The sequence below is a fragment of the Nonomuraea jiangxiensis genome, assembly GCF_900099965.1.
Classification (GTDB): Bacteria; Actinomycetota; Actinomycetes; order Streptosporangiales; family Streptosporangiaceae; genus Nonomuraea; species Nonomuraea jiangxiensis.
In genome coordinates, this window is record NZ_FNDJ01000005.1 from 324,148 (window position 1) to 340,367 (window position 16,220).

Sequence of the window (16,220 nt, forward strand, 5' to 3'; positions counted from 1 at the left end):
CCTTCGGACCAGGCTCAGCGACCGCCGAGCGGCGCCGGGTTGGCCACGGCCGTCACCAGGCAGAACCCGAACGGACCCGTCGTGTCGTGCAGCGTGACCTGGCCCGTGGCCACTCCGGCGGCGCTGAGGTGGCCGGTGGCCTCGACGCCGACGAGGTCGTCCACCGGCAGCCGGGCGAGGGTCAGCGTGTAGTCGGCGTTGATGAAGTGCAGCCCGTCCGTCGCAGAGTTGCTGAGCGGGCTGGCGAAGTCGGCGGCCAGCGCCGCGCGCACGAACGGCGTCACCGGCTCCTCGTCCACCAGCGGGTACGACTCCCGCATCCACACCCGCCCCGGCCCCGGCTCTCCCCAGCCGGTCACCCGCCACAGGTCGAACGGCGGCGTCCACCCCCCGCCCCGCACCGGCGGCCCGTCCGGCGGCGGCTCGTCCCACGCGGGCGTGACGAGCGTCTGCGTGCCCTCGGGTTGCTCCCCCCGGCGCAGCAGCACGGCACTGGCCCGCCCGATCACCCCCTGGTCGGTGGAGATCGTCGCGTCGGCGACCCGGATCCGGCGGCCGTCCCTGACCAGGGTCGTCTCCACCGTGACGGGCAGCATCGGGCTGCTGCGGAACAGGTCGACGGTCAACCGGGCGAACTGCAGGTCCGGCCGGCCGTGACGCTGCTCGATGGCCCGCGCGGCCAGGCCGCCGAGCAGACGGCCGTGGAGCATGTCGGGGGACCAGGGACCGCGGGCGTGCGGCGCGGGGACGAGCTCGTCCCGCTTCAGGGTGAAGAAGGCTGACGACACAGAGTCAGATTCTAGAGCCATGCGAGGCGCTTCCCCAGCGCGCGCAGGCTCTCCTTGAGCTCCACCGGTGCCAGCACCTCGAAGTTGCCCCTGCTGACGAGGCTGTGCGGCTCGGCCTTCCTGGACGCGCACTCGCCATGGTGGTCGGTGTAGTCGAAACGCAGCTGCTCGTGGTCGCGGCAGGCCGCGGCGACCCGGCTGAGCAGGTCGGCGTCCACGGTCGGGCCCTCCCGGTCGATCCGCACCGTGTGCGTCTGGACCGCGTTCACCCGGTGGCGGAGGCGGGCGGGCAGCACCTGTTCGAGCTTGGCCAGGGCACGCAGCGAGGTCTCCTCGATGCCGGTCACCGTGCGCCGCGCAGCCGTTCGACGTCGCGGCGCACGGTCCGCCTGGCGACGCCGAGCCGCTCGGCCAGCTCGGGTCCGGGCCAGTCGCGTCTGGTCTGCAGCAGGGACAGCAGGCGCAACAATCTTGCCGAGGTGTCCAGCACGCCCCCATTGTGGCCTGAATCTGACCGCATCGCCGTCTAACGTCGGCCGATATGGACACTTTCGTCATCGACATATCGCAGGACCGCCTCGACGACCTGCGGGCACGGCTGGCCCGGACCCGCTGGCCCGACGCCCTCGACGGGGTCGGCTGGTCGTACGGCGTGCCACCGGAGGCGGTGCGGGAGCTGGCGGCGTACTGGCTCGACGGCTACTCCTGGCGCGCGCACGAGGCCAGGCTCAACGAGCTGCCGCAGTACACGACCCGGATCGACGGGCAGCTCGTGCACTTCGCGCACGTGCGCTCGGCCCGGCCGGGGGCTTTGCCGCTGGTGCTGACGCACGGGTGGCCGAGCACGTTCGCGGACTTCTCGCGGGTGGCCGGGCCGCTCAGCCGGGACTTCCACCTGGTGATCCCGTCCGTTCCCGGGTTCGCCTGCTCCGGGCCGGCCACCGAGCCGGGCTGGGGGGTGCGGCGGGTCGCCGCCGCCTGGGCGGAGCTGATGGACCGGCTCGGCTACGACCGCTACGGCGCCCACGGCGGCGACCTCGGCGCCCTGGTCTCGCCCGCGCTCGCCCGGCTGGCGCCGGACCGGGTGGTGGGCGTGCATGTGAACGCGCTCACCACGTTCGTCACGGACGACATGTCGGGGCTGACGGAGGCCGAGGTGGCCCGGGCGCGCGGGATCGAGCGGTGGCGTACGGAGTTCTCCGGGTACGCCGCCGTCCAGGGCACCAGGCCGCAGACCCTCGCATACGCCCTGGCCGACTCCCCCGCCGGGCTGCTCGCCTGGACCCTCGACGTCTTCGCCTCCTGGGGCCGCGACGCCGGCGGGGTGCCCGCCGACGACCTCCTGACCGACGTCAGCCTCGCCTGGCTCACCGGTACGGCCGGGTCGTCCACCCGCATCTACCGGGAGAGCGGCGCGGACTGGGCGCCCCCCGCCACCCCCGGCAGCACGCCGACGGGCGTGGCCGTCTTCCCTGGCGACAACACGGTCAGACGGTACGCCGAGCGGGCGCACAACGTCGTGCACTGGTCGGAGTTCCCGCGGGGCGGGCACCACGCCGCGCTGCAGGCCCCGGCACTGCTGGCCGACGACATCAGGACGTTCTTCTCGAGCCTCTGAACATCCGCTCCGGGTGGATTTCGCCGCCTCGCCCCCGTAGGCTCCCCCAATGCGTGATCTAGGTGAGGACCCCCGCCCGGCCCGGGGCGCGGTACGCGAGATCCATGTGCTCAACGGCCCCGCCACCCTGGCCTACTCCCCCGACCTCGACGGCCTGGCCGACCCCGGCGAGATCGTCTGGGCCTGGGTGCCGTACGAGGAGGACCCGTCCCGGGGCAAGGACCGCCCGCTGCTGATCGTGGGGCGAACCGGGCGCAGGCTGCTGGGCATGATGTTGTCCAGCAAGGGCGACGACGGGCCCGACTGGGTGGAGCTGGGCGCGTGGGGACGCGACGACCGGGTGTCCTACGTGCGGCTGGACCGGGTGTTCGTGCTGGACGAGGACGACATCCGGCGCGAGGGCGCGGTGCTCGACGGGGAACGGTTCGCCCGCGTGGCGGCCCGCCTGATGAAGACGCACGGCTGGGGCGCCGGCTGACCCTGGGCCGGGTGTGGCCGGGTTTGCCGAGTACGGCCCAGACCGGGCACCGGTCGAGGTGAACGGGCTGAGATCATGGGATCCATGCGTGTTGTGGTGATCGGGAGCGGCATCGTCGGAGCCGGCGCGGCCTACTACCTGAGCGAGCGGGGTGTGTCGGTGACCGTGGTGGACGGCGGCTACCACGGCGAGGCGACGCAGGCGGGCGCGGGCATCGTGTGCCCGTGGGTGGACCATCCCGAGGACGAGGACTGGTACCGGCTCAACCGCGAGGGCGCCCGCCACTACCCGGGGCTGGTGGAGGCTCTGGGCGAGGACATCGGATATGCCAAGGTGGGCGCCCTCCTGGTGGCCGAGGACCCCGCCGACCTGGAGCCGGTACGCGCCCTGCTGCGCCGCCGCCACGCCGAGGCGCCCGAGATGGGGGACGTCGTCGACGTCGACACCCCGGCCGAGCTGTTCCCGCCGCTGTCCGACACGCTGCGGGCGATCCTGGTGCCCGGCGCGGCCCGGGTGGACGGCCGCACGGTGCGCGACGCCCTGCTGGCCGCCGCCGTCGCCCGGGGCGCCCGGATTCGCAGGGCCGCCGCGACGCTCACCCCCGACGGCCGCGTGTCCGCGCACCCCCTGCCCGGCGCGGCCCCCGCCGGACTGCCCCAGGACGGGCGGCACGACCTCGGCGTGTCCTGCCCGGCCGGAGAGGGTGAGCCGCTCGACGCCGACATGGTGATCGTCGCCGCGGGGGCCTGGACGGGCGAGGTGTGCCGGCCGCTGGGGGTGGAGCTGCCGGTGTTCCCGCGGCGGGGCCAGATCCTGCACGCCACCCTGGAGGGCGTGGACACCGCGTGGTGGCCGATGGTGCTGCCCCGGACCGGCCCGTACCTGCTGGGCTTCCCCGACTCCCGGGTGGTGATCGGCGCGACCGTGGAGGACGTGGGGTTCTCGCCGAGGGTCACGATGGGCGGGCTGGCCGAGGTGATCGACGCGGGGCTGCGGGTGGCGCCGGGCCTGTTCGCCGCCACGGTGTCGGAGACGAGGGTGGGCCTGCGCCCGGTCTACGCCCCCGGCCCGGCGCTCATCGGCCCGCTCACGCCGCGGGTGGTGGTGGCGACGGGCCTGAGCGCGTACGGGCTGACGGCGGGGCCGGTCACCGGCAGGATCGCCGCCGCCCTGGCGCTCGGCGAGGAACCCCCGATCGACATCGCCCCGTACGCACCGCCCACCGCCTGATCCGGGGCCGCCGCACAGCTGCCCGGCAAGGGCGACAATCAGCAACGTAGGATCAGATTTCTCCCCACCGTGATCTCGTGGGGAGGCCACGTTGCCGCAGCTCGCACGGCTGTCACCGCTGGTCCTGCTGATGTCGCCGGCCGTGCTGCTGGTGCCGGCCGGATGCGGCACCCCGCCGCCTCCGCCTCCCGTGCTGCCCACGGCCGCGCCGTCCCCGCCGCCCCGGCCGACCCCCACGCCCCGGCGGCGTTCCCGCCCGCCGAAGCCGAAGGTGCGGGTGCCGTTCGCGGCCTCGGGCGAGTACGTCGTCGTGCGCGGCGGCGCTCCCGCCCGGCCCGGCCGGGGTGCGGTGGTGCGCTATCTGGTGGAGGTCGAGCGCGGGCTGCCGTTCGATCCGGAGACGTTCGCGGCGGCCGTGCACCGCACGCTCAACGACGTCCGCGGCTGGGCCCGCTTCCGGCGCGTCGACCACGGCCCGGTGCAGGTGCGCGTCGCCCTGTCCAGCCCCGGCCTCACCATCCGGGAGTGCCTCCCGCTGCACACCGGTGGCGAGTTGTCCTGCTGGAACGGCACCCGCTCGATCATCAACGCGCGGCGCTGGGCCGAGGGCGTCCCCCAGTACGAGGGTGACCTGGCCGCCTACCGCCACTACGTCATCAACCACGAGGTCGGCCACAGCCTGGGCCACAGCCACCTCCCCTGCCCCGGCCCCGGCCGCCTCGCCCCGGTCATGACGCAGCAGTCGAAGTCGCTGGGCCGCTGCCGCCCCAACCCTTGGCCGTTCCCGAGCCGCCGCCCCGACGACCCGGACCAGGCCGACGCCCGCAGACCGTAACCGCCGTAACCCACCGTAACCCGCCGTTAGCGCCGCGACCGCGGGCTGTGGCCGTACCGGCCCCGAGGGGCTAGCCGAGGCCCCGGCCGGTGCCGACGCCGCGGAGGAGGGTGTCCACCAGGCGGGTGGCCATCGCGTCGGCGTCGCCGTCGCGGCTCTCCGCCGCCTCGTGGATCAGCGCGTAATAGACCCGCCGGGCCCACTCGGGGTCCACGTCGGCCCGCAGCACCCCCACCTCGCGCGCCCGGTGGAAGAGGCGACGGCAGCGCTCCTCGACGTCCGCGTGCACCCTGGCCACCTCGGGGTCGGCCGACAGCGCCCGGCTCATCGCGAACCCCCAGTCGAGCTTCACCCGCAGCACGTTGGCCGTGACCTGGTAGAGCGCGACCAGCGGCGGCGTGTTGTCGGGGTGGGCGGCCTCGACGGCGGCGGCGAACTGCCGGGTCGCCCACGCCGCCATCGCGCCCACCAGCGCCTCCCGCGAGGCGAACCGCCGGTGCACGGTCGTGCGCGCCACCCCGGCCGCCTCGGCGATCTGCTCCATGCTGGCCGCCGGATTCCTGCTGAGCACCCGCTCGGCCGCCTCCAGGATCGTGCGCACCGTCCGCTCGGCATCGGAGCGCAGCGCCCGCGTCGTCTCACTCACATCCCACAGGTTACGCCAGCGTCTCCGTTCCTCCCTCAATTTGCATCATAACTGTTGCAAGTCTAGGGTCTTCAGCGTCCGGCAAGATGCAATTTGGCCCGAGGGAAAGGATTGTCATGGACATGCGACTCACCGGCGGGACCGCCGTCGTCACCGGCGCGAGCAGGGGCATCGGGCTGGCCGTCGTCCAGGCGCTCGTCGCCGAGGGGATGCGGGTGGTGGCCGCCGCGCGGACGATCTCGCCCGCCCTGAAGGAGAGCGGGGCCGTGGCGGTGACGGCCGACCTGTCCACCGCCGGCGGCCCCGCCGAGGTGATCGACCGGGCGCTGGCCGCCCTGGGGGAGATCGACCTGCTGGTCAACAACGTGGGCGGCGGCGACGGGGGCGAGGGCCAGACGGGCGGCTTCCTCGGCTTCGACGACGAGCAGTGGCACAGCACGTACGACCTGAACTTCCTGAGCGCGGTGCGCGCCACCCGCGCCGCCCTGCCGAGCCTGCTGCGGCGCGGCGGCACCGTGATCAACGTGTCCTCCATCAGCGCGCGGATGCCGCACACGGGCCCGATCCCGTACACGACGTCCAAGGCGGCGCTGACGGCGTTCGGCAAGGCGCTGGCCGAGGAGTTCGGCCCGCAGGGGGTGCGGGTCGCCACGGTCTCGCCAGGGGCGGTGCGCACGTCGATGTGGGAGGACCCGAACGGATACGGCGCGGCGGTGGCGGCCGCGCACGGGGTCGAGCACGAGCGGTTCCTGGCGGGGCTGCCGTCGAACACCGGAATGACGACCGGTAGGTTCATCGAACCGGAAGAGGTCGCCGCGCTGGTGACGTACCTGGCCTCGCCGCATGCCGGGAGCATCAGCGGTGCCGACTACGTCATCGACGGCGGGTCCGGCAAAACAGTTTGAACTATCGCGATATATCTTAGAAGCGAGTCACAGGGGAGTCCCGCTCGGCCGGGGCGGGACGCACGGATTTCCAGGGGAGTGTGGCAATGGCAGGCAAGCGGACGGCGTGGCGGATCCTCACGGGCGGCGCGGCCCTGGCGGCGGCGGGCTGGGCGTTGCGTGACGTGCCCGCCGAGCTGGGGGTGCGCCCGCTGACGTCGGGGCCCGAGCGGGCGGCCAGGATACGGCGCTCGCCGCAGTTCCGGGACGGGGTGTTCGTCAACACCATGCCGGAGCAGGGGCACGCGATGACCACCCCGCCCGCGAACCTGATCGGCGAGCTGGCCAAGGACAAGGAGCTGCGCCGGCCCGCCGGTCTCGTCCCGCTGCGCTTCCCGCCGACCACCCCGCCGCCCGCCGACGGCGTACGCGCGGTCTGGTACGGCCACGCCTCCACGCTGGTGGAGATCGAGGGCAGGCGGGTGCTGTTCGACCCGGTGTGGAGCCGGCGGCCCTCCCCCGCGCAGTTCGTCGGGCCCAAGCGGCACCACCCGGTGCCCGTGGAGCTCTCCGAGCTGCCGCAGGTCGACGCCATCGCGATCTCCCACGACCACTACGACCACCTCGACCTGGCCACCGTGCGGTCGCTGACGCGTACGCAGAAGGCGCCCTTCCTGGTGCCGCTGGGCATCGGGGCGCATCTGGAGCGGTGGGGCGTGCCCGCGTACCGGATCGTCGAGCTCGACTGGGAGGAGGAGACCGTGGTGGCGGGCCTGCGCTTCGTGGCCACCGCCGCCCGGCACTTCTCCGGCCGGTCGTTGACCCGGAACGACACCCTGTGGGGGTCCTGGGTGGTGGCCGGGGCGACCAGGCGGGTGTTCTACGCGGGCGACTCCGGATACTTCGCGGGATATCGCGGTATCGGGGCGGCGCATGGGCCGTTCGACCTGACCCTGATGCCGATCGGCGCCTACAGCCCGGCCTGGCCGGACATCCACATGAACCCGGAGGAGGCCGTCAACGCCCACCTCGACCTGGGGGGCGAGCTGCTGCTTCCGGTGCACTGGGCGACGTTCACGCTGGCGCTGCACCCGTGGGCGGAGCCGGTGGACCGGCTGTGGCGGGAGGCCAAGGCCCGCGACGTCAGGATCGTGGTGCCCCGGCCCGGCGAGGGCGTCGACACCGCCGCCGCCCCGGCCGTGGACGGCTGGTGGGAGACCCTGACCTGACCCGGTCGGGCGGGTGGCGGGCCCTGACCTGACCCCGGCCGTGGGCGGCGGTCGCGGGAGGCCCTGGGCTGATCGGCCCGCCGCCCGCCGGACGCCGTACAGTCTTCGGGTGAGCAACCTGGAGCTGGACCCACGGGAGATCCACTGCGGCGCCGAGGCCGGCGCGGACCGCGAGGTGCTGCCCGGGCGCGAGGTGCCGCTGGGCGGGCCGCGCGCCATGCTGGTGAGCCGGACGCTGCCGGGCACGCGCCGGCGCATGATCGGCGCGTGGTGCTTCGTGGACGCCTACGGCCCGCAGCGGGCCGCCATGCGGGTGCCGCCGCACCCGCACACCGGCCTGCAGACGGTGAGCTGGCTGGTCGAGGGCGAGGTGCTGCATCTCGACAGCCTGGGCAGCCGCCGGCACGTACGCCCCGGGCAGCTCAACCTGATGACCGCCGGCCGGGGCATCTCGCACTCCGAGGAGTCCCCGGAGACGATGCTGCACGGGGTGCAGTTGTGGGTGGCGCTGCCCGGCGAGCACCGGCACGTCGGCCCCGGCTTCGAGCACCATCCGAGCCTGCCCGTGTTCGCGGGACCCGGCTTCGAGGCGACCGTCGTCATGGGCACGCTGGGCGGGGTCTCCTCTCCGGCCACCGCCTACAGCCCGCTCGTGGGCGCGGAGCTCGCCGTGGACGGCGCGGCCCGGGTGCCGTTGACGGCCGGGTTCGAGCACGGGCTGCTGCTGCTCGACGGCACGATCGACGAGCTGGAGCGGGGGTCGATGGTCTACCTGGCGCCGGGACGGGAGGAGTTGCGGCTGTCCGGGCGCGGGCGGGTGCTGCTGATCGGCGGGGAGCCGTTCGGCGAGGAGATCGTCATGTGGTGGAACTTCGTCGGCCGCACCCACGACGAGATCGCCGCGTTCCGGGCAGAGTGGATGGAGGGGCTGGAGTCGGGCGCCTCGGTCTTCGGCTCCGTCGCCGGGTTCGACGGGGCTCCGCTGCCCGCGCCAGTCCTGCCGGGCATCCGGCTCAAGCCGCGCGGGCGGGTGCGCTAGTCACCCCGGCGCCCGCCCCCTAGTACACCGAGATATGCGGGTGATCGTAGTGGTTGGCGGTCGTGCCGCCCCGGTCGGACATCGTGCGCCAACCGCCCGTCCTGACGTGCCAGATGCGCTGCCGGTAGATGATGTACATGATCCCCAGCCGCCTGGCGTTCTTGATCGCCCACTCGGCGATCTCGTCACCGCGCTTCAGCTCCTCGCCGGTCGGCATCGCCCCGCCCCGGCTCAGCATGAAGTCGCACGCCCGCCCCAGCGGATGCTCGCCACCGTCCTGGACGGCCCGGTAGCACCCGATCCCGTACGGCACGTCGAACCGCTGCTCGATGAGCATCTTGACCAGCCGCATCCTGGGCGTGACGTTGTCGGCCCCCTCGGGAAGCTGCGGCACCCACGTGCCGTCGGGCCGCCGCACCCCCGGCGCCGTGTAGAGCTGGTCGATCCGGTCCTTGATACGCTCGATCGTCTTCTCGGCCCTGGCCTTGCGCTCCTCCAGCTCATCGACCGTCCGGGCGAGCTCCTCGGCACGGGCGGCGGCCTCGCCCTTGGCCCGCTGGTGGTCGTCCCTGACCCGGGCGTACCCGCCCAGCCGGGCGTCCTGGAGCGTGACGAGGTGCCGGGTGAGCGCCATCCGGCCGAGGAGCGCGGACGGGTCCTGGGCGCCGGTCATCATGGTGACCTCGTTCGGCGCGCCGCCGGTGTACTGGGCGACGGCCATGGCCCTGAGCGCGACGGACTCGCGGTCGTAGACCTCCTGGGCGGCGGCCAGCTTCTCCCGTGCTGATTTTTCCGCCTTTTCCGCCTTCTGCTGGTCAATGCGGCTGCTGTAGTAGTCGGCGATGAGCTTGTCCGACTCCTTCTGGAGCTCGGCCAGCTCCTTCTTCAGCTGCTTCACCGTCGGCTTGGGCTCCGCCCGCGCCACGGCGGCGAATCCGGGCAGCAGAAGCCCCGTGATGAGGGCCGCGACGAAGGTCCTGGCCGGGCTGAGCGACCGGCCGGTGGGGGGCGCAACCGGCACTCTTCTCCTAACCACGCACAGCAGGGCGATTCCGGTCAGGAACTAATCGGTCCGGCAGCCGCCCTCTATCCCCCGCCGATAGTAGGGGATCGTACGTCTCCGCTACTCCATTTCCGGCTTTTCGATCTTTGGCCGCCGCCGTACCCTGCGTGCCACGATCCGGCGGCCGAGCAGCGCCGAGCCCGGCACCACCACCAGGCCCAGCAGGCTGGAGCCGAGCCCCAGGCCCACGTCGGCGTCCAGCAGCCCGTCGCCCTCCCCGCTGAGGATCGGCACGTTGAGCGACACCTTCACCGACACCGAGACGAGCGGCTCCCTGTCCCCGCCGGGCGGCGTGTCCGGGCCGGGCGGCGGGGTGTCCGGTGGCGGCGTGGCCGGCGGCCGGGTGGGGGACGGGTCGTCGTCGGGCGGGGAGGTGCTGGGCGGCCTGCTCGTGGGCGGGGCGGTGGTCGGCGGGCGCGAGGTCGCGGGCGTGCTGGGGCGGGCGGTCGGACGGGTCGTCCGGGTCGGTTCCCGCGTCGGCTCGCGTGTGGCGCGCGGCGGCTCCGGCCTGGCCCTCGTCGGCAGGGGCCGCTCCGCGGGCGGCACGGCCACGTCCGTACCGGGCTGGTCCACGGGCGGCGTTTCCCTGAGGCTCTCCGGCGGTGTGCCGCTCGGGCTCGGGGACGGCTCGGGCCGCTCGGAGGCCCGCGGGGCGGGCGGCTCGGTGAGCGACGGCGCGATCCGGACGGGCGGGAGGGCGGCGCCGCTCTCGGGCTCCGGCGTGTCCACGAGGATCACGAACGACGCCGCCACCGCCGCCGCGGTCGCCAGCACCAGCCCGCTCGTCATCGCGAACTTCGTCATCGGCGTGAGCGTGCTGTGGAACAGGCTGGTGCCGCCGTCGGCGACGGGCTGCGGCTTGGGCAGCAGCGCGGCGAGCGGCAGCGTCAGGATCCCGAGCCCGGTCCGTCCGCTAAGCTCCCATTCCTCCCCGTACGCATCGAGCGCGACCTGCTCCAGCTCGGCCAGGAACGCCTCCGCCGACTCCGGCCGGTCCGCGGGGTCCTTGGCCAGGCCGTGCTCGACGAGCGGGCGCAGCGGCTCCTCGACCTCCTCGACCGGGGGCGGCACGTGCTGGTGCTGGTAGGCGAGGGCGGCCACGTTCTCGCCTTGGAAGGCCCGGTGCCCGGTCAGGCACTCGAAGAACACCAGCGTCGCGGCGTAGACGTCGGTCGCCGGGCCGGCCGGGGCGTCGTCCCACTGCTCGGGCGCCATATAGGAGGGGGTGCCGGCGAGGTCGGCGCTCTCCCCGGAGTGCGCGGCGACGCCGAAGTCGACGAGTTTGCTGTCGCCGTCCTGGGTGATGATCACGTTCTCGGGTTTGAAGTCGCGGTGCACGATCCCGCGCCGGTGGGCCTCGGCCAGCCCGAGCAGCGCGCCCTTCAGCACCACGAGCGCGGCCTCGGCGCCGGTCCCGCCCTCGTGCTCCAGCAACCGGCGTAAGGTGATGCCGTCCACCAGCTCCATCACGATGACGGCGTCGTCCCCGGCCTCGACGTAGTCCAGCAGGCGCGCGGTGTACGGGCTGTCGATCTCCCGGATGACCTGGGCCTCCGCCCGGAACCTGGCGACGAACTCGGCGTTCTCGCGCAGCGCCTCGGACAGGTGCTTGATCGCGACCGCCAGCCCGTCGGAGTCCCGTACGGCGAGCATCACCCGGCCCGTCCCGCCGTGCCCGAGTTCCCGGATCTCGGTGTAGCCGGGAACTTCCATCTGGACCTCCTGCCCGGATAAAGATCCTGATGTCAGGAAGTTAGCCGGTGTAACGCCATGTGTCGACCCTCTTCGCGCGGGTAACCACACCCCTGCCGTAATCGATATTTTTACTACTCCCTATAGTAGGTGCGTGTCGATAACCGATCATCTTCGCCACTGGCTGGGAGCGTGGCCCCCGACGGAGAAACTGCAGGTCATCGGCTCCGAACAGCGCACCGTCCCGGCCTGGGACGGCAGCGTCCACCCGGCGCTGGGCGTCGGCACACCGGACGGCGCGGTCCTGTCGGTGCCACCGGAGCACGTCGCCCGGGTGGCCGCCGCACGCACGCGGGGGGAGATCCCCAAGCTGGTCGGGTACGGCGAGCGCGCCTGGTTCGAGGCCGTCTACCGCTGGACCGACAACCCGGCCCCACTGGCGGACGCCGGGCGGTGGCTGCCCGCCACGGCACCCGGCGTTCCCGACTGGCTGCTCCCGTTCGGCGGTGAGGTGCTGGTGGCCGTGGATCCCGGAACCGGCCGGCACCTGGCCGGGGTGGGGATCAAGCGGCACGACGCGTACGGGTGCGAGCTGGCGGTGGTGACGTCCCCGGCGGCGCGCGGGCGCGGGCTGGCCAGGCGGCTGGTGGCCCAGGCGGCGCGGCGGGTGCTGGACGAGGGAGCGGTGCCGACGTACCTGCATGCCACCACGAACGCCGCCTCGGCGGCCGTGGCCACGGCGGCGGGCTTCCCCGACCGGGGCTGGACGGCCTTCGGCGTCGCCGAGAAGTGACCCAACGCCTCCCCCCTGCGGCCCGTCGGGGGCGGGCGGCCGGCCCGTCCCGCCTCCCCCCTGCGGCCGGTCGGGGGCGGGCGGCCGGCCCGTCCCGCTTCCCACCGGAGGCGGCTCAGGCGGTGCGGTCGGGCGTGCCCTTCCCGTCCGTCGCCGCGGCTCGGGACGACGGCTTGCGCGACACGCGAGCCGGCCTGGGAGTCGAAGCCGGAGCCGGCCGCGAAACCGCGGCCGGAGCGGCCAAGGCGGACTGTGCGACCGGCGCCACGGACTCAGCGGCCGAGGAGGGACGCACGCCGGCCCGCGAGCCGGAAACGCGGGCCGTCGAGCCGCGGACCACCAGCTCGGTGGCCAGTTCCATGTGATGGGAGTCGACCCGCTCCCCCGCCACCAGCCGCAGCGCCGTCCGTAGCGCGACCCCGCCCATCTCGCGCAGCGGCTGCCGGACGGTGGTCAGCGGCGGTGAGGCCATCTGGGCGATCTGCGTGTCGTCGAACCCCACGATGCTGAGGTCCTCAGGGATGCGCAGCCCCCGGGCCCGGGCCGCCTCCATGATGCCGAGGGCCGTCTCGTCGCTGCCCGCGAAGATGGCCGTCGGCGCCACCGGCAGGTCGAGCACGGCCGCCCCGCCCACCACCCCGTCGTGATACCGGAAGTGCCCGGCCTGGACGTAGCCGGGCGGCACGGCGGCGCCCTCGGCCTCCATCGCGGCCCGGTAGCCGTGCAGCCGGGCCTGGTTGCAGGCCGCCGTGGCCGGACCCCCGACGTAGGCGATGCGCCGGTGGCCGAGCGACAGCAGGTGGTGGGTGGCGGCCAGGCCGCCGGCGAAGTTCGTCGAGCCGATGCTGGTCACCCGGGTCTGCGGCAGGTTCAGCGGGTCGATCACGACCAGCGGCAGCCGGGCCCGCGCCAGCGCCGCCAGCTGCCGGCCGGTCAGCTCGCTGGTGACGGCGATGAGCGCCCGCCGCCCTGCGTCGGCCAGGTCGCGGGCCCATCCCGCGGTGCGGTCGGACCCCTTCCTGATGCTGACGACGACCCCGACCCCTGCCTCCGCCCCGGCCGCCACCGCCCCCTGGATGATCTCGGTCGAGTACGCGTTCAGGTCCGTGTCGAACTGCACCTCGATCGAGGCCACCCCGCCCTTCTCGGCCCGCCGGGGCGCCGGGGCGACGTACTCGTGCTGCCGCAGCAGCGACTGCACGAGCGACCGGGTGGCGGGCGCCACGTCGCTGCGCCCGTTGAGCACCTTGGAGACGGTCGCCACCGACACGCCCGCCGAGGCCGCGACGGTGGCCAGCGTCGCCCGCCGGGGACCGGCCGACACCCCGGCGCGCCTAGGACTGTCCGGCATCCGCACCCCCTTGTCCTGATCCGCGGTCGTTGGAGCCCACCTCCACCGGCGTGACGAGCCGCCGGCCACGGCCGACGTGCCGCGTGGGGCCGGTCAGTCGCACGCTGCCCCGGCACGGCAGCTCCGCCGCGGACGTGCCCACGAACACCTCGACGTCTCCCGGCTCGACGATCCGCCGCAGGTCGCGCCCGGTGAACGCGGTCCGGTCGGCGTGCACCAGGAAGCGCACGCCGGTGCTCTCACCGGGCTCCAGGTGCACCCTGGCGAACCCGGCGAGCTGCCGCACCGGCCGGGTGACCTGGGCGAGCACGTCGTGCAGGTAGAGCTGGACGACCTCGGAACCCGCCCGGCCGCCGGTGTTGCGCACGCTGACGGACACGGTGAACTCCCCGTCCGTGGGCACCTCGGTCTCGCTGATCCGCAGGTCGCCGACCTCGAAGGTGGTGTAGGAGGCGCCGTACCCGAACGGGAACAGCGGCGTCGGGTCCAGGTTGCTGATGCCGTGGCTGTCGGCCCCCAGCGGCGGCTGCAGGTAGGTGCCCGGCTGCCCGCCCGGCGAACGCGGGATCTGCACGGGCAGCCGGCCGCCGGGCTGGACCCGGCCGGAGAGCACCCCGGCGATCGCCGCCCCGCCCTCCTCGCCCGGCATGAACGCCTGCACGAGCCCGGCGGCGCCGGCGTGCGCGTCGCCGAGCGCGTACGGGCGGCCGGAGACGACCACCACGACGACCGGCGTGCCGGTGGCGAAGAGCTCGGCCAGCAGGTCACCCTGCACGCCCGGCAGCCGCAGGTCCTCGGCGTCGCAGCCCTCACCCGAGGTGCCCAGCCCGAACAGGCCGGCCAGGTCGCCCACGACGGCCACGCACAGGTCGGCGGCGCGTGCCGCCGCCACCGCGGCGGGGAAGCCGGAGCGGTCGGCGCCGCGTACGTCGCAGCCGCGCTCGTGGGAGATCACGGCGCCGGGCAGCTCGGCGCGCAGCGCGTCGAGCACGCTGGGCGCCTCGATCCCGAGCCCGAGCCGGGGGTGGCGGGGCAGCACGTGGTTGGGGAAGGCGTAGCAGCCCATGAAGGTACGGGGGTCGTCCGCGCCGGGCCCGACGACGGCGACCCGGCCGGGCGCGGTGCGGCCCGCGCCGAGCAGCGGCAGGGCGGTCCCGGCGTCGAGCAGGATGACGGACCGCTCGGCCATCTCCCGTGCCAGGTCCCGGTTGGCCGGCGAGTCCAGGTCCACACCGCCGGCGGTCGCGGTGGCGACCGAGCGCTCCGGCGTCCAGCCCGGGTCGAGCAGCCCGAGCTGCACCTTCTGGGCGAGCAGGCGGCGCGCCGCCCGGTCGATCAGCGACTCCGGCAGCTCACCCCGCCTGACCCGCTCCACCAGGTGCTGTCCGAACCCGAGCCGGTCCGGCAGCTCGACGTCGATCCCGGCGGTCAGCGCCAGCACGCCGGCCTCCTCGGTGTCGCCCGCGACCGCGTGCATCGTCGCCAGGAACGGGACGGCCCAGTAGTCCGACACGACCGTCCCGGTGAAGCCCCACTCGTCCCGCAGCACCTCGGTCAGCAGCCACGGGTCGGCCCCGGCCGGCACGCCGTCCACGTCGGCGTAGGCGTTCATCACCGAGCGTGCCCCGCCCAGCGCGATGGCGGCCTCGAACGGCGGCAGGATCATGTCCATCAGCTCCCGCCGTCCCATCGGCACCGGACCGTGGTTCCTGGCGGCCCGCGAGGCGGAGTATCCGGCGAAGTGCTTGAGGGTGGCGACCACCCCGGCGCTCTCCAGCCCGCGCACGTAGGCGGCGCCGAGCATCGAGACGAGGTACGGGTCCTCGCCCATGGTCTCCTCGACCCGCCCCCATCGGTAGTCGCGCACCACGTCCAGCACCGGCGACAGTCCCTGGTGCACGCCCACGGCGGCCATGTCCCGCCCGATGGCCGCCGCCATGCGCTCCACCAGGTCAGGGTCGAACGTGGCCGCCCAGGCGATGGCCGCCGGGTAGACGGTCGCGCCATAGGTGGTGAACCCGGTCAGGCACTCCTCGTGCACGATCGCCGGGATGCCCAGCCGGGAGCGTTCGACGACCGCGCGCTGCAGTCGCACCACCTCCGCGGCGCCCTCGGCCACGCTCACCGGCGCGCTGCCGAACACCCGGGTCAGGTGGCCGATGCCGTGCCGGATCGCCTCCTCCCACGGGACCGTGCCCGAGGCGGCGAAAACGTCCTGCATCGGCGCCACGTTCAGCGTGTCGGCGTCCGGCTCGGGCGCCTCGTCCAGCATCTCGTTGCCGATCCACCGGCTGCCGAGCTGGCCGACCTTTTCCTCCAGAGTCAGCTCCCCGAGGAGGGCGTCGACTCGCTCGACCACGGGAAGCGCCGGGTCCTGCCACGGGCGAAGGACCTGGTCCGCCGCGGGAGTCCGATCAAGAGCCGTCATGTGCTCTCCCTTGATTCTGCTGTCGCAAGAGTTTCGAAATATTTCGGGCGCCGAACGGCTTCGCGCCGAAACTACAGTGCTCACCCGAAAAGACCAGGAGCCCGCGCCAGAGTACTTTACACGCGCCTATACCAAGGTGGAGAGTG

General features: G+C 74.0%; 14 protein-coding genes and 1 pseudogene. 8 read left to right on the forward strand and 7 right to left on the reverse strand.

Features of this window, described 5'->3' with window-relative positions; translation table 11 throughout:
• Positions 1–14: 14 nt before the first annotated feature.
• Both BLS95_RS13690 and BLS95_RS13695 read right to left on the reverse strand, forming a co-directional pair.
• Complete coding sequence (locus BLS95_RS13690; RefSeq protein WP_245765033.1) at positions 15–788, reverse strand: thioesterase family protein; 774 nt, start codon at positions 786–788, stop codon at positions 15–17.
• Positions 789–874: 86 nt separating this feature from the next.
• Positions 875–1,278 (reverse strand): annotated as a pseudogene (locus BLS95_RS13695) (helix-turn-helix transcriptional regulator); the annotation flags it as partial.
• A gap of 51 nt (positions 1,279–1,329) precedes the next feature.
• Between BLS95_RS13695 and BLS95_RS13700 the strand changes: the two are divergent.
• The 4 genes from BLS95_RS13700 (at position 1,330) to BLS95_RS13715 (ending at position 4,949) form a co-directional block, all read left to right on the forward strand.
• Positions 1,330–2,406 carry an epoxide hydrolase family protein gene (locus tag BLS95_RS13700; protein WP_090931318.1) on the forward strand — a complete coding sequence of 359 codons (1,077 nt, stop codon included), beginning with the start codon at positions 1,330–1,332 and terminating at the stop codon, positions 2,404–2,406.
• 49 nt (positions 2,407–2,455) lie between these two features.
• Positions 2,456–2,884, forward strand: coding sequence for a type II toxin-antitoxin system PemK/MazF family toxin (locus BLS95_RS13705; RefSeq protein WP_090931319.1), 429 nt, complete (start codon positions 2,456–2,458; stop codon positions 2,882–2,884).
• Positions 2,885–2,968: 84 nt separating this feature from the next.
• Entirely contained in the window at positions 2,969–4,114 is a 1,146-nt protein-coding gene (locus BLS95_RS13710) for an NAD(P)/FAD-dependent oxidoreductase (protein WP_090931320.1), read from the forward strand.
• 91 nt (positions 4,115–4,205) lie between these two features.
• Positions 4,206–4,949, forward strand: coding sequence for a DUF3152 domain-containing protein (locus BLS95_RS13715; protein ID WP_245765034.1), 744 nt, complete (start codon positions 4,206–4,208; stop codon positions 4,947–4,949).
• 70 nt (positions 4,950–5,019) lie between these two features.
• On the opposite strand, the gene BLS95_RS13720 is transcribed toward BLS95_RS13715, so the two are convergent.
• Positions 5,020–5,595 carry a TetR/AcrR family transcriptional regulator gene (locus BLS95_RS13720; RefSeq protein ID WP_218135741.1) on the reverse strand — a complete coding sequence of 192 codons (576 nt, stop codon included), beginning with the start codon at positions 5,593–5,595 and terminating at the stop codon, positions 5,020–5,022.
• 116 nt (positions 5,596–5,711) lie between these two features.
• On the opposite strand from BLS95_RS13720, the gene BLS95_RS13725 reads away from it, so the two are divergent.
• From BLS95_RS13725 to BLS95_RS13735, 3 genes are all read left to right on the forward strand, one after another.
• The gene (locus tag BLS95_RS13725; RefSeq protein ID WP_090931321.1) at positions 5,712–6,500 is read left to right on the forward strand and encodes an SDR family NAD(P)-dependent oxidoreductase; all 789 of its coding nucleotides are present in this window, start codon (positions 5,712–5,714) and stop codon (positions 6,498–6,500) included.
• Between the two features lie 86 nt (positions 6,501–6,586).
• On the forward strand, positions 6,587–7,708 hold the full coding sequence (locus BLS95_RS13730; RefSeq protein ID WP_090931322.1) for an MBL fold metallo-hydrolase: 1,122 nt from the start codon (positions 6,587–6,589) through the stop codon (positions 7,706–7,708).
• 109 nt (positions 7,709–7,817) lie between these two features.
• Complete coding sequence (locus tag BLS95_RS13735) at positions 7,818–8,747, forward strand: pirin family protein (protein WP_090931323.1); 930 nt, start codon at positions 7,818–7,820, stop codon at positions 8,745–8,747.
• A gap of 19 nt (positions 8,748–8,766) precedes the next feature.
• Here BLS95_RS13735 and BLS95_RS13740 read toward each other — a convergent pair whose 3' ends face one another.
• Positions 8,767–9,768, reverse strand: a complete 1,002-nt coding sequence (locus BLS95_RS13740; protein ID WP_090931324.1) for a coiled-coil domain-containing protein — start codon at positions 9,766–9,768, stop codon at positions 8,767–8,769.
• Between the two features lie 102 nt (positions 9,769–9,870).
• On the reverse strand, positions 9,871–11,523 hold the full coding sequence (locus BLS95_RS13745) for a serine/threonine-protein kinase (RefSeq protein WP_090931325.1): 1,653 nt from the start codon (positions 11,521–11,523) through the stop codon (positions 9,871–9,873).
• 133 nt (positions 11,524–11,656) lie between these two features.
• On the opposite strand from BLS95_RS13745, the gene BLS95_RS13750 reads away from it, so the two are divergent.
• Positions 11,657–12,295: a GNAT family N-acetyltransferase gene (locus BLS95_RS13750; protein WP_218135742.1), complete on the forward strand. Its 639-nt coding sequence runs from the start codon at positions 11,657–11,659 to the stop codon at positions 12,293–12,295.
• A gap of 115 nt (positions 12,296–12,410) precedes the next feature.
• Here the strand turns inward: BLS95_RS13750 and BLS95_RS13755 are convergent, their stop codons facing one another.
• Both BLS95_RS13755 and BLS95_RS13760 read right to left on the reverse strand, forming a co-directional pair.
• Entirely contained in the window at positions 12,411–13,646 is a 1,236-nt protein-coding gene (locus BLS95_RS13755; protein WP_090931460.1) for a LacI family DNA-binding transcriptional regulator, read from the reverse strand.
• Complete coding sequence (locus BLS95_RS13760) at positions 13,630–16,074, reverse strand: glycoside hydrolase family 3 N-terminal domain-containing protein (RefSeq protein WP_090931327.1); 2,445 nt, start codon at positions 16,072–16,074, stop codon at positions 13,630–13,632. The genes BLS95_RS13755 and BLS95_RS13760 overlap by 17 nt, the downstream gene beginning before the upstream one ends.
• Positions 16,075–16,220: the final 146 nt, after the last annotated feature.